This is a genomic window from Bacillus sp. PK6-16, assembly GCF_056530295.1.
The window spans coordinates 3,344,299-3,368,622 of record NZ_CP096511.1 but is presented as its reverse complement, the minus strand read 5'-3'; the positions used below and the strand labels follow the sequence as shown (position 1 = coordinate 3,368,622).

The following is a 24,324-nucleotide window of genomic DNA, read 5'->3' as shown; positions in this document are numbered from 1 at the left end:
GGATTTGTAATAAAATTATGGGGAAATAAAAAATCCCTATATAGATAGGGATTTATATATCGGCATATAGCTCCTCGGAAAAGGATATACCTAGTTTAACATATAGGAGTACTTATAATTGTGAAATAGATGTGAAAGTAATGTGAAAAGTATTGTAATAAAAAGCACTGTTTTAGCTAATGTAGCTAAAACAGTGCTTTTCTCTTTGATTGAACAGTTGCAGCATTTTCATCATGTATACCTGCATCTTTAATAATTCGTTGTTTTGCTTTATTTAATAGATGGTTTACTGCTTCACCAAAATAGTTAGCTTCGCTTTTTGTGCGGGCTTCTCGTAAACATTTATAGTTTTCTAGCAGTTCCTCTTTTTCGGAGTTTGTTAAGAAATCTTCTATTTTCTTTTTTGTCATACGAAACACCCTTTCTCCTGACAAACGACGCAATAGAAAATATTTATTTCTCATTATAACAATAATTTTAAAAGAAAGTATACACTAACGTCGCAATAATTTGTCAATTTCTTGAATCTTCTCATCAGCTTTCCCAATTTGCGTATTTTTAGCCTGTTCGCCACCAAGAGCTTGATGTAGTAAGAAAGTTTGGCCAGAAATAGCAGTTACAATGGATACTTTTATAATTTCTTTTATCGCGGTGACATCGAATAAAACGAGCCCAAGAAGTGCGGCTAGGCTACCAGTAAAAATATCAGTTAAAAATCCAAAATGAAAAAATGTTTTCAAACGGCGTGGAAGCAATAACTTACCTTGGTTATTGATTAGATGGGAAACGAAGCCGGTAATGCCACCAACGAGAACAGCGGTTAGCCATTGATACATTTCCATCGAATCCACTCCTTTTAGTGAATAAGATTCGATTATTTTATATTGATTCCTTTTAATATTTCATATAAGCATATTGAGAAAGTTTGTTTGGGTATATTTTGTATTCAATTTAATTATAACAGAAAATTTCGAAAAGTTTCAGTCTATTATATGAATCATTTTTACAATAATATGAATGCAGAAAGGGGTGCGTGATATGAAGATAGATTATCGAATAAGAAGTGTAGATGGTTATACAAAAAATATAGGGGAATTAGTAAGCATGCTGGAGCATACGAGGGCTGTAACATTAGGCGAAGTAAAAAATTTATCAGTTGAGCAATTAGATTTAATTATGCAGAGCAGCGGAAATTCAATTGGCGCCTTATTAAAGCATATAGCAGCTATTGAAAAAGTTCATCAGCTTATTTCATTTCAAAATCGTGACTTTACAAAAGAAGAATTAGAAATATGGGAAGATGCACTGTATTTAGGGGAAGCGGGTAGAGCGATCCGTGGTCATGAAATACAGTATTATGTACAACTTCTACAAAGTGTTCGAGAAGAATCTCTGAAGTATTTAAGTGAACAAAGTGATGAGTGGCTCATGTCAGAAAGAAAGTGGCCTAACGGTGTAATATATAACCAGCACTATCTTTGGTATCATGTGCTAGAAGATGAAATTAGTCACCGAGGACAAATTAGAATGCTCAAAAGAAAGTTGTTTGAAAATTACGTTAAATAATGTAGCTTTTTATAGGAGAATTCCATATAATGAGAGTAATTAAAAGAAGAACGGGGTGATGTATTATGGCAAAAATAACTTATATGAATAATAAACCAAATACAAAGGTGGATGGAAAGGGCGAGACTATATAAGTGAGCGCACGATCCTTCCGCTTAGCTTACACTAGGGAGGATATCAATTTGAATCAAAATATTTTAGAATCGTTCGGCTGGGATTCTTTTTTTGAGGAACAAGCTGTTGAGAACTTTGAAGTAGGACGAATTTTACTCGAGCATAAGCATATATATCGAATTATTTGTAATGATGGTGAGTATATGGCAGAACTGTCTGGGAAGTTTCGGCATGAAGCAGTTACGAAAGGCGATTATCCAGCAGTTGGTGATTGGGTGTATATAAAGAAAATAGAAGATGAAAAGAAAGCGATTATTCATCGTATTTTCCAGCGAAGAAGCTCTTTCTCAAGACAAGAGGCTGGAACAAGAACAGAAGAACAGATTATAGCAGCAAATGTAGATTATTTATTTTTAGTGAATGCACTTAATCATGATTTTAATGTTAGAAGGATGGAACGTTATTTATTATTAGCGTATGAAAGTGGCGCTATGCCAGTTATTGTTTTAACAAAGAGTAGTATATGTAATGATATAGAACAAAAAATTGTAGAAACGGAAGCTATAGCAATTGGTGTTCCTATTTTTGTTGTTGATAGTTTAGAGCATACAGGTATTGATTCGTTGAAACAATTCGTTTCTTCAGGGAAAACAATTGCTTTAGTTGGGTCATCAGGGGTAGGAAAGTCAACTTTGTTAAATGCGCTAATAGGAATTGAGGTAGCAAAAACGGGAGATATACGTGAGGAGGATAGTAGGGGAAGGCATACGACAACGCATCGAGAGTTATTTCAATTGCCAAGTGGCGCTCTCGTAATTGATACTCCCGGTATGAGGGAATTGCAACTTTGGGAAGGAAGCGAAGCGATTCAAACAACATTCTCTGATATTGAAGAACTTGCGACAACATGCCGTTTCCGTGATTGTAAGCATGAGAATGAACCAGGGTGCGCGGTGTATAGTGCAATTGAAAACGGACTTATTACGATAGATCGTTTGAAAAGCTATAAAAAATTACAAAGAGAACTGGCGTATTTTATAAGAAAACAAGATGCAATCCTTGCCAGAGCAGAGCGTGATAAGTGGAAAAAGCTTTCTAAACAACATAAAAAAATGTAAAAACCAAAGGGGCCCCTTTGGTTTTTTCTATTTGTAAATTTTATAATAATATTATTCGTATATATAGACAAAGAGAAATTAATTGTTTAAACTTTACAAAGTATTCACCATAATAGGTTATGAAAATAATAATTAAGGAATGGGAAATATTCATAATTAACTCAATTTAACTTTTAAATTTGAAAATTAGGAGGTTCATAATGGGTAAACTATTAAATTTGTTTCGTGATATGAAAGTAGCAAAAAAGCTATTAATTTCATTCTTTGTAATTTTAATTGCAGCCGTTTCTATAATCGGGGGCATGTCTTATCAAACTGCTAAAAAGAATTTTGAATCACAAATTACGAGTAGTGCTAACGATAATATAAAAATATTAGATAATTTAATCAATCAAATGATTGAAGCAAAATTTAACGATGTGAATAACTTTGCACGAGTAATTCAAGGGAATATGTATCAAGGGGATAATCAGGATGAGCTAAGAAAGACATTATCTCAGTATATCAATTTGAATATAGATGTTGAACAAGTGTATGTTGCCGGTAATGATAAGAAATTTGTACAGGAACCAAATATACAAATGGCAGCAGATTATGATCCAACAACACGACCTTGGTATAAAGATGCAGTGGCAAAACAAGGTGGTATTGTTGTTAGCGAGCCATATAAGGCAAAAGGAAATGGACATATTGTCGTAACGATTGCAAAACAAACAGAAGATAAAAATGGGGTTGTTGCGCTAGATTTAAGTTTAGACAATTTATTAAAAACAACAAAGTTAATCAATATTGGTAAAAAAGGATATGCCTTCATTTTAGATGGAAAGCAAAAAATCATTGCTCATCCACAAGAAAAATCAGGGGATAAAGCAGCTGATTCTTGGGCAAAGAAAATTTATGAAGATAATCACGGTGCTTTTACATATTCTTATGGTGGTAGTGAAAAGAATATGGTATTTGCTACAAACGTAAAAACAGGTTGGAAAATTGGTGGGACGATGTACGCAACTGAAGTAATTGAAGCTGCTCAACCTGTATTTTATAATATGTTAATTGTTATGCTTATCTCATTAGTAGTAGGTGGGGCACTTATTTATTTTGTGACACTTTCAATTACGAAGCCTTTAAAGAAATTAGTTGTTACCTCTAAAGAAATAAGCGAAGGGGATTTAACGCAAACAATTGAAATCCATTCTAATGATGAAATCGGCCAACTTGCTAAAGGCTTTAATGAGATGACGAATTCGTTACGGACGTTAATTGGAAGAATTAACGATTCAGCTGGGCATGTTGCAGCGGCATCTGAAGAGCTAACTGCAAGTGTAAGGCAAGCAAGTGAAGCGACTGAGCAAATCACAATCGCAATGGATGAAATATCAAGTGGGGCAACGACGCAAACAACAAGCGTAGAAAATGGCGCTATGTTACTGTTTGATGTAACGGAAGGAATTCAACATGTAGCAAATAGTTCATCATCTATTAATACGGCTTCTGCACATACTCGTGAAAAAGCAGAAGATGGTGGGAAACTAGTAGGAAGAACAGTAAACCAGATGCAGTCTATTGCAGAATCGGTTTCACAATCAGATGCAGTTATACAATTACTAAATAATAAATCAAAACAAATTGGTGATATTTTAGAAGTAATTCAAAATATTGCAGATCAAACAAACCTTCTAGCTCTAAATGCGGCGATTGAAGCCGCAAGAGCCGGTGAGCATGGAAGAGGTTTCGCAATTGTTGCAGATGAAGTGCGTAAATTGGCAGAGCAGTCTAGCGTATCTTCTAGTGAAATTAGTAAATTAATATGTGAAATACAAGATGATATGGGTAAGACAGTCAAATCTATGAATCATGTAAATGAGGAAGTTCAATCTGGACTTGTTATCGCAAATGAAACGAAGCAAAACTTTGCTGAAATCTTACAATCTACAAATGAAATAGCGAATCAAATTAAGACGATGGTTGAAACGGCTAATGGAATGTCAAAAGGGGCAAATGAAGTATCTATTTCGGTAGGACAAATTGCAATGACAGCACAAAATAATGCGACAAGCACACAAAATGTTGCGGCTTCAGCTGAAGAACAGCTAGCTTCGATGGAGGAAATTGGATCTGCAGCCGGCACGTTATCTCAAATGGCTGAAGAGTTGCAAGGACTAATTGAGAGATTTAAAGTTTAATAGAGAACAGACTATCCCCTAGTAGCATTATGCCAATAGAGGGTAGTCTGTTTTATTGTGTAAAATCAAATGGAGATGTAAACTTCCTTTATGACGTTTAAAATGGTATTTTGCATAATGTTTGTCGAAAAATAGAGGTATTTGTTAGCTTTGTGTATAATTATTAACGTATAGAATACAAATAAAAGGAGAGTATTATGGGAGTGTATTGGGGGACAAAAAGACATTCTTGGCTTAGTTACGTCTCATTTTGGCTAAGTATTTCATTTTTTATTGTTTTTCTAATTGAAGTGTTTATATTAAAAACACTTTCGAATAGCTCGGTGCAAATTGTTAAATATTTTTATTTTATATTTGTACCAGTAAATATTTTTCTTAGTTTAAAGTTACTATTTAAGAAGAATGAAAAGAAAGCGTTACCTATTTTTAGTTTCATTGTCTCATTATTATTTGCAATTTTAATAATCGTATTAGTTTTAGCAGCTATAGGGAAGGTCTTTTGAGGGGAGTGGTATAAGTCACTCTCCTTTTTTATTTGTGGTAGTCTTACTATATGTAAAAGTGTGAATGCTGTGAGCTAATAAAAGCAGAGAGTAGACAATATTTGCATGGATTAAAGTCTGTCGTTATTTGAACTTGTAAGAGTGTATGGAGTAATGAGGTAATATACATAATAATGGAGATAGAATTAGTTATTTTATAAGTATGTATGAAGCAAATGAATACGGTAAGAACGTTGATATATGGTACAATAGCTATGGATAGTGATAGAGATAAAGGGTATATAAAATACTCATCGTTTTTTAGTAAGAGAGGGGTTATCTTATGCTATACGAGGATTTGGAGACATTATTTCAAACAGCTCCGAAAGAAGATAGAGGCGGATGGAAATATATAATCCAAGAACAAAATAATACATTTAAAATTGTTGATGAAATACTGAAAAATCAAATGAGTGTCGAATTATATTTTAATGAATACGATGAGGTGAAAATCACTTTATATAAAGATGGAATTCCCATTACGACTATGCAAAGAATTGCGATTTCAAAAGTTGAATTAGACGAAGATGAAGAAGGTATTCACTTTGTTTTAGAGCGCATGCCTAGTCGAATGATTCGGTTGCAGTTAAAGCCATATTTAGCATTAGAAATGGGACCGTATTGGGAAGTATGTGATGATTGTGAATGAGCATAAAAAAGCATCCAATAACATGGATGCTTTTTATGTTTTTTGAAGTTGTTTAAACGCAATGATTGGCAGTATAACAATACTTACCCATCCGATGATAGGATATAGAATGTGAAGTAAGTCACTGTAACCGATGTAGCTAAAGCAATAACTAATTAGTAAAATGAAGAAAATAATATTGTTATTTTTCCACCCAGTAATAGATTGCATCTGTTTTGTCATTCCGAACACATTACCAACTAAAGTTGTGAAAACTTCACCGAAAATAATGAGAACGAAAAAGAAGTGAAAAGTTGCATTAAATCTTCTTATGACTTCAGCCATTGGGATGTTATATTGGTAAAATTGATCGACTGATAAGATTGCTAAATGGCTGCATAATAAAATTAAAGAAAGTCCAGCACCACCTAAAATCCCACCCCAAAAAATAGCTTTTCGATCCTTTACTTCACTGGCTAATGGGACGAGAACACTTTGGGCGAGAGAAAGATTTAAGGCGACATATGTAATAGGGCTAGTAATCCATTTCATATTCCAGCTTTCTGCAGGAATAGTGTTGTTAATAGGAGTTGTACCGTGAAAAAAGGTTGTAATAGCAAGTCCGATAATAAAAATCATCATAATAGGTACGACAAGTGTATTTACTTCAAAAACACCTTGTAATCCGCGGCTACTTATAATGAGACAAGCGATAACTGTAATAAGAATACCGAGTTGTCTTGGTAAGCGAAGTTGCTCTTCAAATACTGCACCAGCCCCTGATAACATAACGCTCGTTACGCCGAATAAAACGAGTAATAATAATGTGTTTACAACATTCCCAAATACATCCCCAAATAAATATTTGTTAAATTCTTGCGCTGAAAATGCCCCGATTTGTGATGAAAGTAACATCATCTTTGTGCCAAGCCAAATAAAAAAAAATCCACTTACACATATGCCAATTGTCCCGTATAATCCATTCACTGTGAAAAATTCAACAATTTCTCGTCCAGTAGCAAATCCAGCTCCAACGACAGTTCCGATATAAGTAGCGGCTACTTTCTTTGCTACTTGCCATTGTTGATTGTCCATGTTATCCCTCTTTCTACTATGATGAGCTTGATGTACTATTATGCATATGTATGAGCTTGGACAATTAGACGTATGAAGTGTTTGAAAAAATACATGAATTTAATGATATTAGGGAAGCATTAAAGGTGTTAAAACTTTGTTACATATAAGCCAATTGTTCGAAAGGAAAGGGAATGTATGGTAAAATGTAATTAGGTTATTAAAAGATAAACATTACAAAATGATAAGAGGAGTGATTGTATGAGTACGAAAACAAATGTTGTTGAAGTATTAAACAAGCAGGTAGCAAACTGGAATGTGTTATATGTGAAACTACATAATTATCACTGGTATGTGACAGGGCCACACTTCTTTACATTACATGAGAAATTTGAAGAGTTTTATAATGAGGCTGGAACGTATATTGATGAGTTAGCAGAACGTATTTTAGCTTTAGAAGGTAAACCATTAGCGACAATGAAAGAATATCTCGCAACATCTAGTGTCAGCGAAGGGACAAGCAAAGAATCTGCAGAAGAAATGGTGCAAACATTAGTGAAGGATTATTCTGCACTTATTCAAGAATTAAAAGAAGGTATGGAAGTTGCAGGTGAAGCTGGCGATGAAACATCAGCTGACATGCTGTTAGCAATTCATACAACATTAGAACAACATGTATGGATGCTAAGTGCATTCTTAAAATAACGATAAAAAATATAAAGAAACCCATTGAAAAATTATTTCAATGGGTTTTTTTATGATTTTTCAGTTTTCTTTTATGCTATAATATAGTAAAAAGGAGGCGATGCGATGTTTCGCTTTTTCAGAACTGGAAAAGAAGAGCGGGAAATTACGAAAGATGAATTAGAACAAGCGATGGCTCAGTTTTTAGAAACGAATGCTAATATCGTTTATACAGTATTAGTAAATGAAGATTATACAGTAAATTATGATTTGTTAAAACCGTATTTACCTGCATTTCCAACAAATGATTTTCTCATAACGAAGGAAACGCTTGAGGTATTTGAACATACAGCAGAAAATTTAAACCTAGTGAAAGAAATTGATGTCGTACAAAAGGCAGTAGATCAATACGTAACAGAAAAAGAAATGTTCCCAATTGTTGAAGGTAGCGAAGATCGCCTCATATGCGGAATGAAACTAGGACCTTACTTAAATCGTAGCTTAAAAAGAGACTTATATATTTCAGAAAAACATTATTTAGTTTCAAGTAAACCAGATAGAAAAAAACAAAAGAGCGGGTAGATGTAATGAAAACAACAATACATATATTGTTGTCTTTTTTTGTTTGTTAAAATATTGACTTTTCAGTTTATTAATATTTATATTAAATGTATTGGACAGGGAAGGACAACTATTAAGTATCATTCGGAGAATAAGATATTGCTAGGGCGAGTTATATAAAATCTTCACAAAGTGGTATAAAGATTCGCAAAATAAATATTATAAAAGGTTTCGGGGGAATTGGTACATGAAAAATAGCATGACTTACATTCAATTATTAAATGAAACGTTACGTTGTTATGCAAATAAAGGAAGTTTTGAAGCGTACAATTATATAATGGAAAACGCTACAGGTGTAATAGGGAATGAGGCGCAAATATATAATTTTAAGTATGCACTCGCAAGTGCATCGGGACTTGAAAAAGAAGCATTACATTTAATGAGAGAGGCCATTATAGAAAAGGGATTCTGGTATGGAAATGAGTATTTAATTTCCGACGAAGATTTAAAATCACTACATAAATTTGAAGAATTTCATACAATGGTGCAATTATGTAAAGAAAGAGAAGAATTAGCACATAAAAAGGAAAGACCAGATGTGAAATATATATACAGCAAGAAAGAGGGAAATCTACTACTTACATTGCACGGTGACCAAGAAAATATACAAATAGTAGAACCATATTGGAAATCTGTGTTGACACAAGATTATATGTTAGCTTTACCACAGTCTTCACAAATTGAGTTTTCAGATGGATTTGTTTGGGATGATATAGAGAGAGGGAAAGAGGAATTAAAAGAGCATTACAATAAGTTTATAGAAAATCATACAGTAGAAAGTGTAATCATTGGTGGTTTTTCTGCAGGGGCGAGAGTAGCTTTATATACGATTTTACAACAAGATATAAATGTAGATGGTTTTGTTTTTATGGCACCATGGCTTCCCGAGATTGAAGAATGGGATGAGTTGTTAAGAGTGCTGCAGGATAAACATATAAAAGGATATATAGTATGCGGGGATCAAGATGAAGATTGTTTCGAATCCACGCAGCAATTTGTACAACTATTAAGAGAGAAGAATATAGAACATAAGTATAAAGTTGTGCCTGACTTAGATCATGATTATCCTATTAACTTTGAAGAGCTATTAAAAGAAGCTATTGAATATATAGGAAATGAAAACAATAAGTAGTAAGAAAAAGAGATGCATCACATGTGATGCATCTCTTTTTAGAATTATAAATTAAAAGCATTTGCTAATAAGCGATAAGACTTTAATTTATGTTCAAATTGATGAGTAATCGTGACAATCATAAATTCGTCAGTATTGTATGCTTTGCTTAAGTTTATTATTTTTTCTTTTACAGAAGACGGATCACCAACAATCATACGTTGACGATTTTCTTTTATACGGAATAAATCATAAGCGCTGTATGAATAATTTTGAGCAGTTTCAATAGAAGGTGTACCAGTAGTTCGTTTTCCTTGCTCTAATAATAAGATTGATAAATCTAAACTAGAAGCAATTTTTTCCGCTTCTTCATTTGTTTCTCCGCATATAACAAAGATGGCAACGATTGAATTAGGCTTATCTCCTAAAAATGAAGGCTGATATTGTTCTTGGTAAGCCCTCATAACTTCAGGGCCTCCAAAGCCGTTAATAAATTGTGCAAATGCGAAAGAAGCTCCGTTGTTTGCAGCAATTTTAGCGCTCTCTCCGCTAGAACTGAGCATCCACATTTCAGGAGACGTTGGGATAACTGGAGTGGCTTTTAAGTTTGCATAGTGATGGTTTTCTGGTACTTGATCATGTAAGTACATTGCAACGTCTGCAATTTGTTCTGGATATTGATCAAGTGAGACCATTTTCCCTTCTTGAAGTGCGCGAGTTGCTATTGGCATACCACCAGGAGCTCTACCAACACCGAGATCGATGCGGTTCGGATACAATGCTTCTAGAACACGGAAATTCTCAGCAACTTTATATGGGCTATAATGCGGTAACATAACACCACCTGAACCGACTCTAATACGGTCCGTTTTTGCGGCAATATGAGAAATAAGTATTTCTGGACTTGAACCAGCTAAGCTTACGGAATTATGATGTTCGGATACCCAAAAACGTGTGAATCCGAGTTTTTCAACTTCTTGTGCAAGCGTAACTGTATGTGAAAAAGCTTGGGCTGCTGTGCTACCATCTGAAATAGGTGATTGGTCTAATACACTTAACTTGATCATAGAATATACCTCTCAATCTTAATGTACATCCTATTATATATTTACTTATGAAAAATGCGTAGTGAAATGCTCAAAATGAAAAGCGGATAATCTTATTTCCGCTTTTAACGAGAAAATCCGCGTTCATAATGATTCATTTCAACCAGATTTAAAATATATTCATAGTTGTCAATTTCACATTTTAGCTGTTCACGTTCTTTTTCAGATAGTGTCATATTGCTAAGTTTTTTACATAAGTTTTGTTTCTTTAATTCTAAATGCTTTTTTGTAGCGTGGTAATCATAAGTATGTTTCATTTTTTAGTCACTCCTTCGTTGCGGTTGCTATATTATACGAAGCATAAAGAAATATGAAATCTGTCTCTTATGTACTTTTAGTGAATATTCAAATTGCAATGGTGTTATGTTTATGGGGATGTATGAATAAAATGCACTAAACCACTAACGTCCATTTGATGAAGTAAGGGGTGGAATTGTGCAGAAAGATATAATGTATAACACTGAAATGGATGAAGCGTTAAAAGTTATAGATAAAGGATTGAAGAAGACGACAAATCCAAAACAAATTATTGTAGTGGGAGCTGGTATGGCTGGATTAGTTTCAGCATCTTTATTAAAGGCTGCAGGACATGATGTGAAAATTTTTGAAGCAAATAACCGGGTAGGTGGCCGTATAGAAACGGTTAGAATGGAAGATACCGGATTATATTTAGATGTTGGAGCAATGAGGATTCCATATTCGCATACATTAACGATGACATATATAAGAAAATTTGGGCTACAGGTGAGACCTTTTATTAATAGAAATGAGACGGATATTATATACGTAAATGGACGGAAAACGACGTTAAAACAATATGAAAAAGATCCAAGTATTCTAAGATATCCTGTGGAAATGAATGAAGTTGGAAAAACGTCAGAGGAATTATTATTGTTAGCGGTACAGCCCATTATAAATTTTATAAAAAAGAACCCAGAAAAAAATTGGGACGTTGTAGTAAAGGATTTTGGAAGATACTCTACTGGGCAATTTTTAAAGTATCATCCTTATCAGTATAATACTTACTTTTCGCCAGTAACAATTGAGATGATTGGTGTTCTATTAGATTTAGAAGGTTTTTTGGAACGATCGTTTGTAGAGACTTTACGCTTTCTATACATTATGCAAGAGGAGAGCGGATTTTGTGAAATTGTGGGCGGGAACGATAGATTGCCAAAGTCATTTTTACCGCAATTAGAAGAGAATATTATATATAATCAAAAATTAATGAAGCTACATCAACACGATAATGGTGTGACAGCTTTCTATCGGAACGAGGAAACTTTTGAATATAGTAGTATTACAGGAGATTTAGTTATTGTTACCATTCCGTTTTCGACAATGCGTTTTGTAGAAGTAGATCCGTTTGATTCTATATCTCATGAAAAATGGAAAGCAATTCGTGAATTACATTATATGCCTGCGACGAAAATAGGAATTCAATTTAAAAGCCGATTTTGGGAAGAACAAGGACAATTAGGCGGCAGAATTATAACAGATTTGCCAATTCGTTATGCCTATTATCCAAGCTATGGAATTGGGGAGAAAGGACCGGCTATGATGTTAGGTAGCTATACATGGTCTTATGACGCGTTGTTATGGGATGGTTTATCAAAAGGTGATCGTATTTATTACGCATTACACAACTTAGCAACAATATTAGGTGGTCAAGTGTATGATGAGTTTATATCTGGAATATCAAAAAGCTGGACATTGGATCCGTATGCGCTTGGAGGATTTGCACTTTTTCAAGCAGGTCAAGAATCTGAGCTGCAACCAGCGATTGTCAAACCAGAGGGGAGAATATTCTTCGCTGGAGATCATACAACGCTATATCACGGATGGATTCAAGGTGCGATTGAATCTGGAATTCGTGTAGCGGCGGAAGTGAATGAGTAAAAGGTTTTTAATTCAGAAAATTCTTTACTATATAACTTGAGATGGATATTATTATATATAAAAGAATTATGGGGAGTGTTTACAGTGAATCCGTTATTATTCGATTTTCCTTCTGAATTTTATACTGACAGGCTTTTTATTCGAATGCCGAAACCAGGAGATGGTAAAGTTGTATATGATGCAATTCAGGCTTCAATACAAGAACTGAAACCTTGGATGGTGTTTGCACAAAAAGAGCAAACAGAGCAAGAAATAGAAGAAAGTATTAGAAAATCACATATTCAATTTTTGCAACGTGAGGATTTAAGATTACTAGTATTTTCGAAAGAAACAGGTGAATTTATTGCTTCAGCCGGATTACATCGTATTAATTGGGATATACCTCAATTTGAAATCGGATATTGGATTGATACAAGGTTTAGCGGAAAAGGCTATATGGTAGAGGCTGCGAAAGGTATAACGGATTACGCTTTTTCTGAATTGAAAGCAAACCGTGTAGAAATTCGTTGTGATTCTTTAAATAAGAAGAGTAGAGCGATACCTGAGAAATTAGGCTTTAAGTTAGAAGGTACGTTAGAAAGTGCGAGTGTTGCGGTAGATGGAAATGGATTAAGGGATATGTGTGTATTTGCAATGACGAGAAATACATATAAAAAAGAAGAGCTGTAAAGAAACAGCTCTTCTTTTTGTGTATTATGGTACAGGATGTCCATTAGAGCTTTCGAAAATTGTAAACCATTGTTGACGATCTAAGTTAACGTTTGTAGCAAGAGCGGCCGTTTTTACGCGATCTAATTTACCAGAGCCAACGATTGGCATCATATTAGCTGGATGAGCAAGTAACCAAGCATACATAACCGTATCGATACTAGAAACACCTAGCTCAGTAGCAACTTTTTGCATAGTTTCGCGTACACGTACGGCACGTTCGGATTGACCAGTAAAAATTTCCCCACCAGCAAGAGGTGACCAAATCATTGGATTGATTCGTTTTTCTTGGCATAAATCAATTGTCCCTTTTTCAAAATGCTCAAGCTGCAATGCAGAAACTTCAATTTGGTTCGTAATAAGCGGGAAATCTAAGTACGAACTTAACATATTAAATTGTGAAGGTAAGAAGTTAGATACACCGAAGTGACGAACTTTTCCTTCTTGTTTTAATTGTGAAAATGCCTTTGCCACTTCATTTGGATCCATAAAAGGATCGGGACGATGAATAAGTAATACGTCAATATAATCTGTATGTAAATTTTTTAGTGATGCTTCTGCACTTTGAATAATGTGCTCTGCACTAGTATTGTAGTGAGCAACATATCGCTCTGGAAATTTCGGTGATGGGGGAGCGATTCCACACTTTGTAATAATTTGCATGTTTTCTCGTAAGGAAGGCTTTAATTGTAAAGCTTCTCCAAACAATCCTTCACACGTATATCCGCCGTAAATGTCAGCGTGATCAAAAGTAGTAATTCCCATATCCATACAATCTTCAATGAAAGAAAGTAATTCTTGTTTCGTCATATTCCATTCTGCTAAACGCCAAAATCCTTGAATAATACGAGAGAATTCTAGCGTTTCATTCATTTGAACTCGTTCCATTATAAGTACCCCCTTGATGAATAATTATTATTTTGAAAAGGCTTTCTTACTACGTATTATTATATAGTTTGGGGGGGGTACATACAATAAATATGTTTTGCTAAAAAAATGATTTTCTCTATATGCTATAATGTAGAAACATATAGCTAGAAGGAGATGTACGAAATGATTCCAGTAACAATATTAACTGGTTTTCTTGGATCTGGGAAAACGACATTATTAAATCGTATTTTATCAGAAAATCACGGTAAGAAATTAGCGGTGATTGTAAATGAAATAGGGCAAATTGGCATTGATAATCAGTTGATTATGAATGTGGAAGAAGAAATTATGGAAATGACAAATGGCTGTTTATGCTGTACTGTACGTGAAGATTTACTCGTTGCTTTAAAACAGTTACTGGACGTAAAAGCGGAAGGGAAAATGGATTTTGATGGTTTAGTAATTGAAACGACTGGCCTTGCAAATCCAGGCCCGATTATTCAAACATTCTTTTTAGATCCAGTCATTCAATCTGCTTACCAAATTAACGGTGTTGTAACGGTAGTAGATAGTTATCATATACATAAACATTTTGAAAAAGGATTAGAAGCAAAAGAGCAAATTGCGTTTGCTGATGTCGTTTTAGTAAATAAATTAGATTTAATTGAAGAGAATGAGAAAGAAAATCTCTTGCATGAAATTCAAGGAATTAACCCGACTGCAAAGTTAATTGAGGCGACTAACTGTGAGGTAGATATACCATCTTTATTACAAATCCAAACGTTTAAAACGAAAGATACGTTGCAAATTTACCCTCATAAAGAACATAACCACTTAGAAGGTGTGAAATCATTTGTATTACGTGAAGAACGTCCGCTGGATTTACAAAAGCTTAATGAGTGGATGTCAGCTGTCGTGCAAGAGCTAGGGGAATATTTATATCGTTACAAAGGAATTTTATCGATAGATGGAGTAGATAAACGTATCGTTTTCCAAGGTGTACATACGTTATTTGCTGCTTCGTACGATAGAGAGTGGCAAGAGGGAGAAGAGCGAGTAAGTGAAGTAGTTTTTATCGGAAGAGATATTAATAAAGAGTGGTTCCAAGAACATTTCGAGGAGTGTGTGAAATAAGTCTGCGTAAATTGTAGGCTTATTTTTTATGAGCATTCTATTAGATTGTAAAACAGAATTAAATAAGGGAAAGAAACTAAAAATTGATAACTGTATAATAAAAAGCCTGTTTTCACAGGCTTGTATTTTCGTCTATTAGTAACTCCATTACAACACCTACAACTGGACCTTCATCATCAATATCCCCATTTAAGCGGAAACCAAATGATTCATACAGTCCCATTGCAAGTTTGTTGTCTGGATGTAAACTTAAGTAAATTATTTTACATTCAAATTTTTCTTGTAAGAATTGAATGAGTAATCGAAGGAAACGTTTTGCGTATCCTTTTCCTTGATATTGTTGGTCAATCATAAAGCGATCGAGCCATACACTTTTATGTTTTACTGAATACCATCCATACATTGCGTATCCTACAAGTGTTTCGCCATCATATAAACCTACTGACGTTCCGTTTCCTTCATATAATGATTCTGCTAAAGAAAACGCGTTACTTTCAATAAATTGTTGCTGATCTTTTGCGACGTCTAAAGCAACTACTGAACGCCAATTTTTTGCTGTTACTTCACAAATGTGAAGATTCATAATTCCAACTCACCTTCTAAATTAATATAGCTTTCAAGCTAATATGGATAATTTTACTTGTTATTTTGGTCAAGTCAAGGATAAATACATAAAAAGGCAGCTGAATAACAGATTCAGCTGCCTAGAAAATATAATGGATTAGTTTGTTGCTTCTTTCAATGTATTTACGTTTTCTTCCATTAAAGTGAAGTAATCTTTATTATTTTTTGCATCATCTTCAGAAATAGTAGCTAAGTGATTTAAGCGTAAAACTTTTGTACCAGTTTCTTTTTGAATTACGGATGCTACTTTTGGAGTAGAGAACGTTTCGAATAAAATATATTTTAGATTATGTTCTTTTACTGTTTTTGTAATGTCAGCAAGCTGCTTTTGAGATGGTTCATCAGAAGCTGAAATTCCAGCGATAGGAATTTGTTTTAGGCCGTATCGTTGTTCCCAGTAACCATAGGCAGCATGAGAAACTAAAATTTCTTTCGTTTTTGCGTTCGCTACAGCTGCCTTAAATCCATCGTCTAAATCAGTAAATTTAGTTTGAAGTGCTGCAAAGTTTTTTTCGAATTCTTTTTTATGTTCAGGTTGTAATTCTACAAGTGCATTTTTAATTTTTTCTGCTTGTTTCATTGCTAGAGTAGGATCTAACCAAACATGTGGGTCTTTATCGTGATGATGTTCATCTTCTTTATGGCCATCTCCATGATCATGATGCTCTTCTTCAGTAGAAGCACGAAGCTCAATACCTTTAGATGCATTTACAATTTTAACATTTTCTTTTTGTAATGTTTTTTCCATTTTTTCAGCAAATGGTTCTAATTCAGCGCCGTTATAAACAAATAAATCGGCTTTTGCAACTTGTACTGTTTGTTTTTGACTTGGTTCAAATGTATGTGAATCTGCACCAGGTGGGTAAATTGCTTCAACATTTACATAGTCGCCACCAATTTTCTTTGCGAAATCAGCAAGTGGGAAAATCGTTGTATAAACTGTTAGCTTTCCATCTTTCTTGGCATTACTTTCTTTTTTATTTGAGCAGCCAGCGAAAATTAAGGTAAAAATAAGTAAGAATGAAAATATAGTCAATCTTTTAGGCATGAAGTTCTCCTCTTTTCTTTTTTACGGATATATTTTCCCCAATTATAGAAGAAAAATATCATTTTAATACAAAACGGAATAATTACGTTTTAGTTTGCGAACTTAGTATAATACATCTTTAATAAAGTTGCAATAAATAATAATCATTCCGATTTGTTTTTGTTATAAAGTTGTCAAATATAGGTGTATTATTTTTGCAAATGCATGCATATGTGACAACGCTGTTTTCATATATTGAAAAGGAGGTAAAGAGGGGGATGAGCGCTTGGGTTACTTAATGGAAGCTATTTTATTAATATTAGCGGTAGTATTGCCATTATCTTTCGTATTAATTTTTTTAAGAAGATTAATAAGTAATTTAGGGGACGCTACAACAATAACGAAATTACAAGAGAGAAATGAGAAAAAAGAGTGAGTAAAGCACTATGCGTACGCATAGTGTTTTACTTGTGGTAAAATAAGAGCAGGAAACTCCTAAAGGTTGTATTTTACTGAAGGAGAGAAAAGTAAAATAAGAGGTATATGCATATATGAATAAGCGAACAGCGTTAATACTTGGTGCAAGTGGTTTAGTTGGACAAGAGATAACGCGTCTATTACTTGAATCAGATTACTACGATTCGGTTACTATTTTTGTAAGAGAGCCAATGCAATTGCAACATGAGAAGTTACAGCAGAAACAAGTTGATTTTTCGGTATTAGAGGAATATAAAGAGTTCTTTGCTGTGGATGATGTTTTTAGTTGCTTAGGAACAACAATAAAAAAAGCAAAAACAAAAGCAAATTTTAAAAAAGTAGATTATGAATATACGTTACGAGCTGCTTGTTTAGCTGAAAAACAAGGGGTACAAAATTTCCTTGTCGTGTCTTCTATGGGAGCGAATCCTAAATCATTTTTCTTTTATTCACAAGTGAAAGGGAAAATGGAAGAAGAATTGCAAAAGTTAGTGATCGGTGGTATTCACATTTTTAGACCATCATTATTAGTAGGAAATCGACAAGAATTTCGTTTCGGCGAACAAATGGCTGAAAAGTTATCTCGTATTATTCCTTTTATCTTTAAAGGGGCTTTCAAAAAGTATAAACCAATTTCAGCTAAAGATGTGGCGAAAGGGATGTATATAACCGCGCTGCGAGAAGAATCGGGTATCCATACTTATAATTCAAATGAAATTACAACGATAGAATAAATAAAACCGAGAAGAATGACTTCTCGGTTTTATTTATTCGTATGAATTTTCCCTGGCGCTCGCTTGTATTGATATGGTTCTTGCAATTCAAAGCCAAGTTCATTGGCCGCTATTCTCGGGAAGTACGGATTGCGAAGTAACTCACGTCCGATGAAAATTAAATCAGCTTCGTTATTATTTAAAATTTGCTCTGCTTGTGACCCAGTCGTAATCAATCCAACTGCACCAGTTGCAATCTTAGTATGCTCTTTAATATGTTTGGCGTATTGTACTTGATAACCGGGATACACATCAATATGTGCTGGTACAACTGCGCCAGAACTACAATCTATTAAATCTATTCCCTGTTCTTTCATCCACTTTGTATACTGAACATAATCTTGAACCGTTAGCCCGTCAGGGTGATAATCATTTGCTGAAATACGAACGAATATTGGTCCGTCCCAAACTTCATTTACAGAGTCGATAATTTCGCGTAAGAAACGATAGCGGTTTTCAGGTGAGCCGCCGTATTTATCCGTTCGTTTATTAGTAAGTGGTGATAGGAATTCATTGATAAGGTAACCGTGAGCGCCATGTAATTCGATAACATCAAATCCGGCTTGTTTTGAACGTAACGCGGCCCTCTGAAAAGCTAATATAGTCTCTTTGATTTGCTGTATATTCATTTCTACTGGTATCTTCATCTTATCATTAAAAGGAATTGCAGAAGGAGCGAAAGCATTCGTATCTAATTCAGCTTTTCTTCCGGCGTGAGCGAGTTGAATGGCAGCTTTTGCGCCGTTATCATGTATAAAAGTAGTCGTTTTATGTAAGCCTTCAATTAGGTTGTCATCCCAAATACCTAAGTCTTTGTTAGAAATTCGTCCTTCAGCTAACACCGCAGTTGCTTCAACCATAACTAAACCTACTTGGCCAGCAGCGCGAGTTCCATAATGAATGAGATGAAAATTCGTAACGCTGCCATCCTCATTCCCCGAGGAATACATACACATAGGCGACATAACGATACGATTTTTTAGTGTAACGTTCTTAATTGTATAAGGTGAAAAAAGCTTGGAATTCATCAAATAGCCTCCTTGATTGAATTTTCTTATATTTTACCATTCTCTTTTTTGTTTCTCTAATAAAACGCTTATACGAAAAATTTTGTATATTCGTGTTACAATGACTAATATGAACTGAATTGGAGGATGGCATATGTACCAGGCTTATTATGAAAGCGAATTAGGTTTGCTTGAAATTACAGCGAATCAAGAAGGAATTACGTCTGTTATATTTGTTGATGAACGACAAGAAGAAAATAAAAATGAAATGATAGAACAATGTATAAATGAGTTAGATGAATATTTTAAAGGGAAAAGAAAAGAGTTTACGGTCCCGCTGTCTGCGGAGGGAACAGCATTTCAAAAAAATGTATGGGATGCACTTTATACTATTCCATACGGCGTAAGTGCTTCATATTTAGATATTGCAGAGAAAGTTGGAAATATAAAAGCTGTACGGGCAATAGGAGGGGCAAATAGTCGGAATCCAATTTCAATAATTGTTCCATGTCACCGTGTAATAGGAAAGAGTGGAAAGCTTGTTGGATATGCTGGTGGTTTATGGAGGAAAGAGTGGTTATTAAAACACGAAGGTATTTTGAAATGACGTATGGATGGGAAGAGGGATTGTTTTGAAATGTATAAATTGTGGGCAACCTTGCGAGGAGGAACAGTTAAATTGTGCAAGTTGTCAGCGAAACTTGGATAATGAACAAGAGGAAGGTAGCTCGTTAATAGATAAAGAACTGGAAGTATATGTAGGGAGACAATATCCGTATTACAAAAGGAAATGGGATCTTGAGAATAAGCGGATTGCTAGGTGGAGCTGGAATGGTTGGGCTGCTATTTTCAATATAGGCTGGCTAGGATATCGTAAGTATTATGTACCAGCTGCTTTATTTATGTTGTTATTAGTAGCGTGTGATGCATTTTCGTATTATATGGGATTTAATGTAGCGTTGCCAATCATTAATATGGTGCCTCTTACGTTTTTATTACTCATTTTTATTCTGTTTGGAATGGGGATTTTTGCAAATGGATTATACTATCAATTTGCGGAAAGACGTATATACCGAATAAAAGCAAGAGAAATAAAAGATAAATCAGTTGAAAACTATCTAATCAATGATAGCGGCGGAACGAGCAAAATGGGAGCGACAATTGTTACTATTTTAGCAGTTGCTAGCATATTTTTTAGTCATTTCTTTTTTCCGACTGATCGAGACGTTATTCAAAAGGTTCGTACAAGCTCGCTTTATGAATATCCTTTCTTTTCAATAGGTGAATCTTTCGAAAATTATTTTCAAAATTCAGGTTGGATATATTATCGTGGAACGGAAGGGTTAGAATTGGTAGAATTCCAAGGATATAACACCGGAACGCCAAGACAAAAGGTGAAGATTCAATTTGTTGTCGATTATAAATTAGGTGAAGTGGAACCATACTCACTTATGGTTAATGGTGAATCTAAAACTGAAGAAGAGTTTTTAAAGCTGATGGAAGAAATATTTAAAGTTCAAAATCCATTTGATATAGAGGATGGATTACAAGTAAATGCTATTCAAGAAAGCGGCTGGAAAGAAATTTCCGATCGCTTTTTTCTATGTTTGTTAAAATAAATATTTAAAATAATCAGAATCTTTTGTATAATGAAATATATTATATAGGATTTAACTTATACATATAGATTGGGGGAAGGAAGAATGAAGAGAAAGACAACAACAATTGCTGCACTTGCGTTAACGACAAGTGTATTGGTTGCAGGATGTGGGAATGGTGAGAAGGCTTCGACAACGAAGAAAGAATCGAATAAGGGAATGGCCGATAAACAAGTTTTAAATTTGCTAGAAACAGCTGAAATTCCTTCAATGGATACATCTAAATCAACGGATTCTGTATCTTTCCGTGTATTTGTAAATGCAATGGAAGGTTTATATCGTCTAGATAAAGATAATAAACCAACACCAGGTATGGCAAAAGATGTGAAGATTAGTGAAGATAAAAAGACATATACATTTGAATTACGTGATGCGAAATGGTCAAATGGTGATCCAGTTCGAGCACAAGATTTTGTATATGCATGGCAACGTACATTAGATAAAGCATTAGCGGCAGAATATGCATTCATTTTATTTGATGTGAAAAATGCACAGAAAGTAAATAAAGGTGAATTACCAGCAGATCAATTGGGTGTTAAAGCGAAGGATGATAAAACGTTGGTAGTAGAATTAGAGCAACCAGCACCTTATTTTCTTGAGCTTACGTCGTTCCCTACATTTTTCCCATTAAATGAAAAATATGTGAAAGAGCAAGGAGATAAATACGGATTAGAAGCAGATAAATTAGTATATAATGGACCATTTACAATGAGTCAATGGAAACATGAACAAAATTATCAGTTGAAGAAAAATCCTAATTATTGGGATAAAGATACTGTAAAATTAGACGAAATTAATGTAAGTATTGTGAAGGAAACAAGCACGGGAGTAAATTTATATGATAGTGATCAAGCAGATCGAGTTATTTTAACTTCTGAATTTGTTGATAAATATAAAAAGAATAAGCCAGATGAATTTAAAACGAAGTTAGATCCACGCATATATTTCTTGCGTTTTAACCAAAAAAATGCAACATTTAAAAACCAAAAAGTACGTGAAGCGATTGATTTAGCATACGATAAAAAAGGAATTGCTGATGTCATTTTAAATGACGGTTCATTGCCAGCATATTTCTTAGTACCTGAAAAATTCACGACAGGTCCGGATGGAAAAGATTTCCGCTCTGTAAATAAAAACTTCCGTGATAGTAAAGATAATGCAGAGAAAGCAAAAAAATTATGGGAAGAAGCGAAGAAAGAGCTTGGTCAAGATACAATTACGGTTGAATTACTAAACGATGATAACGGTAGCCGGAAAAAAGTAGGCGACTTTATTAAGGAAGAACTAGAGAAAAACTTGCCTGGTATTAAAGTAAATTTGAAACAGCAACCATACAAGCAGAAGCTAGATTTAGAAAAGAAATTCCAATACGAATTCTCATTATCTGCATGGAGCCCTGATTATCCGGATCCAATGACTTATATTGATATGTTTGTTACTGGAAGCTCATTTAATGAAATGGATTATTCTAATCCGAAGTATGATGATTTAGTAGCGAAATCAAAAGGAGAGCTATTAAAAGATGATAAAGCACGCTGGAATGCACTTGCGGAAGCTGAAAAAATCTTAATTGGTCAAGACGCAGCAATTTCTCCTACGTACCAACAAAGTACAGCTTATTTAGAGAAGCCGTTTGTAAAAGGCATTGCTAACCATACGTTTGGCGGGGACTTCAGTTATAAATGGGCATATATTACAAAAAAATAGTATAATGAAAGGTGAGTGAATTTTCGCTCATCTTTTATTTGTATAAGGAGGAATTATAGTTGTTAAGGGGAATCAATCATATTTGTTTTTCGGTATCTAATTTAGAAAACTCTATTATGTTTTATGAAAAAGTATTAGAAGGAGAATTATTAGTTAAAGGAAGAAAATTGGCTTATTTTAACATATGTGGAGTATGGATAGCGCTTAATGAAGAGACGCATATTTCGAGAAATGAGATTCATCAATCTTATACGCACATTGCATTTTCTGTTGAACAAGAAGACTTTAAATGTCTAATACAGCGATTAGAAGAAAATGATGTTCATATTTTACAAGGAAGAGAACGTGATGTAAGAGATTGCGAATCTATATACTTTGTTGATCCTGACGGTCATAAATTTGAGTTTCACTCAGGGACACTGCAAGACCGTTTAAATTATTATAGAGATGAGAAACCTCATATGACATTTTATTAGGGAGGGATAGCATTTGCATGCACTTGTAATTGGTGGAACAGGAATGCTAAAGAAAGTTTCTATGTGGTTTTGTGAGAAAGGATTTTATGTTTCTATTATCGGGCGAGATGAAGTGAAATTAGAAAATGTTAAGCGAATGAGTTCTGCACCAGAAAATATTACATGCCTTTCGTTAGATTATCATAATGATGAAGATGTAAAGCTAGCTATTAAAAGTACAATTGAGAAAAATGGCCCAATCACATTAGTTGTTGCATGGGTACACACAAGTGCAAAGCATGTACTATCAAATATTTGTAAAGAACTAGATTTGTCGTCTAAAACATATAGTTTATTTCATATTTTAGGTAGTAAAGCATCACGTATGCCTGCACAAAAAATAGGGAGTACGCGATGTATTTATCATAGAATTATTTTAGGTTTTATTTTAGAAGATACATATGGAAGATGGCTTACTCATGAAGAGATAGCTGATGGAGTTATAAAAGGGATTGAAAGTAAACGAGCGGAGTGGATTGTAGGGAGAGTTGAACCGTGGGAATTACGACCAACATGGTGAGGGGGAGTAAGAAATGAAAACAACTATATATGTAACAAGGCATGGTGAAACAGAGTGGAATGTAGCGAAGCGAATGCAGGGACGGAAAAATTCTGCTTTAACTGAAAATGGTATAGTTCAGGCGAAACAATTAGGGAATCGAATGAAAGATTTACCAATCCATGCGATCTATAGTAGTCCGAGCGAAAGAACACTTCATACGGCAGAGTTAATAAAGGGGGAACGTGATATACCCATTATAGCGGATGAGCATTTCTATGAAATCAACATGGGTATATGGGAAGGACAAACAATCGCGGATATAGAAAACCAATTTCCAGAAGAAGTGCATCTGTTTTGGAATGAGCCACATCTTTTTCAGTCAACATCAGGCGAAAATTTTGAGGCCGTTTATGAAAGAGTAATTGAAGGGATGCAGCTTCTTTTAGAGAAGCATAAAGGACAAAACATATTGATTGTTTCTCATGCGGCAGCAGCAAAATTACTTGTAGGGCATTTCGCGGGAATTGAAATAGAAAATGTGTGGGATGATCCATTTATGCATAGTGCCAGTTTGAGCATAATAGAATTTGAAGAGGGTATTGGTAAAGTGAAACAATTTGCAGATATAAGTCACTTTCAATAAATGTAAAAAAGGCCGCAAAACGGCCTTTTTTGG

Annotated in this window: 28 protein-coding genes; 19 read left to right on the top strand and 9 right to left on the bottom strand. The window is 34.3% G+C overall.

What is annotated here, in order from left to right:
* Nucleotides 1-185 precede the first annotated feature (185 nt).
* Nucleotides 186-410 (bottom strand): hypothetical protein, encoded by a 225-nt coding sequence (locus M1D66_RS17210; RefSeq protein ID WP_000162602.1) that lies wholly within the window; start codon nt 408-410, stop codon nt 186-188.
* A gap of 84 nt (nt 411-494) precedes the next feature.
* Nucleotides 495-842 (bottom strand): DUF4257 domain-containing protein, encoded by a 348-nt coding sequence (locus tag M1D66_RS17205; RefSeq protein WP_000426317.1) that lies wholly within the window; start codon nt 840-842, stop codon nt 495-497.
* A 196-nt stretch (nt 843-1,038) separates the two neighbouring features.
* Here M1D66_RS17205 and M1D66_RS17200 point away from each other — a divergent pair, with 196 nt between their 5' ends.
* From M1D66_RS17200 to M1D66_RS17180, 5 genes are all read left to right on the top strand, one after another.
* Nucleotides 1,039-1,566 (top strand): DinB family protein, encoded by a 528-nt coding sequence (locus tag M1D66_RS17200; protein ID WP_000687338.1) that lies wholly within the window; start codon nt 1,039-1,041, stop codon nt 1,564-1,566.
* A 182-nt stretch (nt 1,567-1,748) separates the two neighbouring features.
* Nucleotides 1,749-2,798 (top strand): ribosome small subunit-dependent GTPase A, encoded by a 1,050-nt coding sequence (gene rsgA, locus M1D66_RS17195; protein ID WP_001073050.1) that lies wholly within the window; start codon nt 1,749-1,751, stop codon nt 2,796-2,798.
* Between the two features lie 200 nt (nt 2,799-2,998).
* The gene (locus tag M1D66_RS17190; protein WP_242554645.1) at nt 2,999-4,981 is read left to right on the top strand and encodes a methyl-accepting chemotaxis protein; all 1,983 of its coding nucleotides are present in this window, start codon (nt 2,999-3,001) and stop codon (nt 4,979-4,981) included.
* A gap of 197 nt (nt 4,982-5,178) precedes the next feature.
* On the top strand, nt 5,179-5,484 hold the full coding sequence (locus M1D66_RS17185) for a hypothetical protein (RefSeq protein WP_000539569.1): 306 nt from the start codon (nt 5,179-5,181) through the stop codon (nt 5,482-5,484).
* 322 nt (nt 5,485-5,806) lie between these two features.
* Nucleotides 5,807-6,172, top strand: a complete 366-nt coding sequence (locus tag M1D66_RS17180) for a DUF3979 family protein (protein ID WP_000965067.1) — start codon at nt 5,807-5,809, stop codon at nt 6,170-6,172.
* Between the two features lie 33 nt (nt 6,173-6,205).
* Here the strand turns inward: M1D66_RS17180 and M1D66_RS17175 are convergent, their stop codons facing one another.
* Nucleotides 6,206-7,246 (bottom strand): YkvI family membrane protein, encoded by a 1,041-nt coding sequence (locus M1D66_RS17175; protein ID WP_000370210.1) that lies wholly within the window; start codon nt 7,244-7,246, stop codon nt 6,206-6,208.
* Between the two features lie 240 nt (nt 7,247-7,486).
* Here M1D66_RS17175 and M1D66_RS17170 point away from each other — a divergent pair, with 240 nt between their 5' ends.
* From M1D66_RS17170 to M1D66_RS17160, 3 genes are all read left to right on the top strand, one after another.
* Nucleotides 7,487-7,930 (top strand): Dps family protein, encoded by a 444-nt coding sequence (locus M1D66_RS17170; RefSeq protein ID WP_242554644.1) that lies wholly within the window; start codon nt 7,487-7,489, stop codon nt 7,928-7,930.
* A 105-nt stretch (nt 7,931-8,035) separates the two neighbouring features.
* Entirely contained in the window at nt 8,036-8,491 is a 456-nt protein-coding gene (locus M1D66_RS17165; protein ID WP_000488209.1) for a DUF3939 domain-containing protein, read from the top strand.
* A gap of 226 nt (nt 8,492-8,717) precedes the next feature.
* Nucleotides 8,718-9,662 carry an alpha/beta hydrolase gene (locus tag M1D66_RS17160; protein WP_000798313.1) on the top strand — a complete coding sequence of 315 codons (945 nt, stop codon included), beginning with the start codon at nt 8,718-8,720 and terminating at the stop codon, nt 9,660-9,662.
* Nucleotides 9,663-9,706: 44 nt separating this feature from the next.
* On the opposite strand, the gene M1D66_RS17155 is transcribed toward M1D66_RS17160, so the two are convergent.
* Nucleotides 9,707-10,708 carry an LLM class flavin-dependent oxidoreductase gene (locus M1D66_RS17155; RefSeq protein WP_242554643.1) on the bottom strand — a complete coding sequence of 334 codons (1,002 nt, stop codon included), beginning with the start codon at nt 10,706-10,708 and terminating at the stop codon, nt 9,707-9,709.
* 104 nt (nt 10,709-10,812) lie between these two features.
* Nucleotides 10,813-11,004, bottom strand: a complete 192-nt coding sequence (locus tag M1D66_RS17150; protein WP_000683366.1) for a DUF3896 domain-containing protein — start codon at nt 11,002-11,004, stop codon at nt 10,813-10,815.
* 178 nt (nt 11,005-11,182) lie between these two features.
* On the opposite strand from M1D66_RS17150, the gene M1D66_RS17145 reads away from it, so the two are divergent.
* A complete protein-coding gene (locus M1D66_RS17145; protein ID WP_001168128.1) occupies nt 11,183-12,646 on the top strand; it encodes a flavin monoamine oxidase family protein in 1,464 nt (487 codons plus the stop codon).
* A gap of 84 nt (nt 12,647-12,730) precedes the next feature.
* The gene (locus M1D66_RS17140; protein ID WP_001068745.1) at nt 12,731-13,315 is read left to right on the top strand and encodes a GNAT family N-acetyltransferase; all 585 of its coding nucleotides are present in this window, start codon (nt 12,731-12,733) and stop codon (nt 13,313-13,315) included.
* A 24-nt stretch (nt 13,316-13,339) separates the two neighbouring features.
* Here M1D66_RS17140 and M1D66_RS17135 read toward each other — a convergent pair whose 3' ends face one another.
* Complete coding sequence (locus tag M1D66_RS17135; protein ID WP_000442820.1) at nt 13,340-14,242, bottom strand: aldo/keto reductase; 903 nt, start codon at nt 14,240-14,242, stop codon at nt 13,340-13,342.
* 165 nt (nt 14,243-14,407) lie between these two features.
* Between M1D66_RS17135 and M1D66_RS17130 the strand changes: the two genes are divergently transcribed.
* Complete coding sequence (locus M1D66_RS17130) at nt 14,408-15,358, top strand: CobW family GTP-binding protein (protein WP_000613422.1); 951 nt, start codon at nt 14,408-14,410, stop codon at nt 15,356-15,358.
* Between the two features lie 112 nt (nt 15,359-15,470).
* Here the strand turns inward: M1D66_RS17130 and M1D66_RS17125 are convergent, their stop codons facing one another.
* Nucleotides 15,471-15,941: a GNAT family N-acetyltransferase gene (locus M1D66_RS17125; RefSeq protein WP_001048677.1), complete on the bottom strand. Its 471-nt coding sequence runs from the start codon at nt 15,939-15,941 to the stop codon at nt 15,471-15,473.
* Nucleotides 15,942-16,079: 138 nt separating this feature from the next.
* On the bottom strand, nt 16,080-17,030 hold the full coding sequence (locus M1D66_RS17120) for a metal ABC transporter substrate-binding protein (protein WP_001126148.1): 951 nt from the start codon (nt 17,028-17,030) through the stop codon (nt 16,080-16,082).
* Nucleotides 17,031-17,295: 265 nt separating this feature from the next.
* Here M1D66_RS17120 and M1D66_RS17115 point away from each other — a divergent pair, with 265 nt between their 5' ends.
* Both M1D66_RS17115 and M1D66_RS17110 read left to right on the top strand, forming a co-directional pair.
* Nucleotides 17,296-17,445, top strand: coding sequence for a hypothetical protein (locus M1D66_RS17115; protein ID WP_000540933.1), 150 nt, complete (start codon nt 17,296-17,298; stop codon nt 17,443-17,445).
* Nucleotides 17,446-17,560: 115 nt separating this feature from the next.
* Nucleotides 17,561-18,220, top strand: a complete 660-nt coding sequence (locus M1D66_RS17110) for an oxidoreductase (RefSeq protein ID WP_001042735.1) — start codon at nt 17,561-17,563, stop codon at nt 18,218-18,220.
* 29 nt (nt 18,221-18,249) lie between these two features.
* Here the strand turns inward: M1D66_RS17110 and namA are convergent, their stop codons facing one another.
* Nucleotides 18,250-19,287, bottom strand: coding sequence for an NADPH dehydrogenase NamA (namA, locus tag M1D66_RS17105; protein ID WP_001086176.1), 1,038 nt, complete (start codon nt 19,285-19,287; stop codon nt 18,250-18,252).
* 133 nt (nt 19,288-19,420) lie between these two features.
* Between namA and M1D66_RS17100 the strand changes: the two genes are divergently transcribed.
* The 6 genes from M1D66_RS17100 (at nt 19,421) to M1D66_RS17075 (ending at nt 24,291) form a co-directional block, all read left to right on the top strand.
* On the top strand, nt 19,421-19,873 hold the full coding sequence (locus M1D66_RS17100; RefSeq protein ID WP_000283907.1) for a methylated-DNA--[protein]-cysteine S-methyltransferase: 453 nt from the start codon (nt 19,421-19,423) through the stop codon (nt 19,871-19,873).
* A 7-nt stretch (nt 19,874-19,880) separates the two neighbouring features.
* On the top strand, nt 19,881-20,885 hold the full coding sequence (locus tag M1D66_RS17095) for a DUF2628 domain-containing protein (RefSeq protein ID WP_002023926.1): 1,005 nt from the start codon (nt 19,881-19,883) through the stop codon (nt 20,883-20,885).
* A gap of 84 nt (nt 20,886-20,969) precedes the next feature.
* A complete protein-coding gene (locus M1D66_RS17090; RefSeq protein WP_000824278.1) occupies nt 20,970-22,631 on the top strand; it encodes a peptide ABC transporter substrate-binding protein in 1,662 nt (553 codons plus the stop codon).
* Nucleotides 22,632-22,690: 59 nt separating this feature from the next.
* A complete protein-coding gene (gene fosB / locus M1D66_RS17085; protein ID WP_000943774.1) occupies nt 22,691-23,107 on the top strand; it encodes a FosBx1 family fosfomycin resistance bacillithiol transferase in 417 nt (138 codons plus the stop codon).
* Between the two features lie 13 nt (nt 23,108-23,120).
* Complete coding sequence (locus tag M1D66_RS17080) at nt 23,121-23,666, top strand: short-chain dehydrogenase (protein WP_000543106.1); 546 nt, start codon at nt 23,121-23,123, stop codon at nt 23,664-23,666.
* 13 nt (nt 23,667-23,679) lie between these two features.
* The gene (locus M1D66_RS17075) at nt 23,680-24,291 is read left to right on the top strand and encodes a phosphoserine phosphatase 1 (protein ID WP_000858832.1); all 612 of its coding nucleotides are present in this window, start codon (nt 23,680-23,682) and stop codon (nt 24,289-24,291) included.
* Nucleotides 24,292-24,324 lie beyond the last annotated feature (33 nt).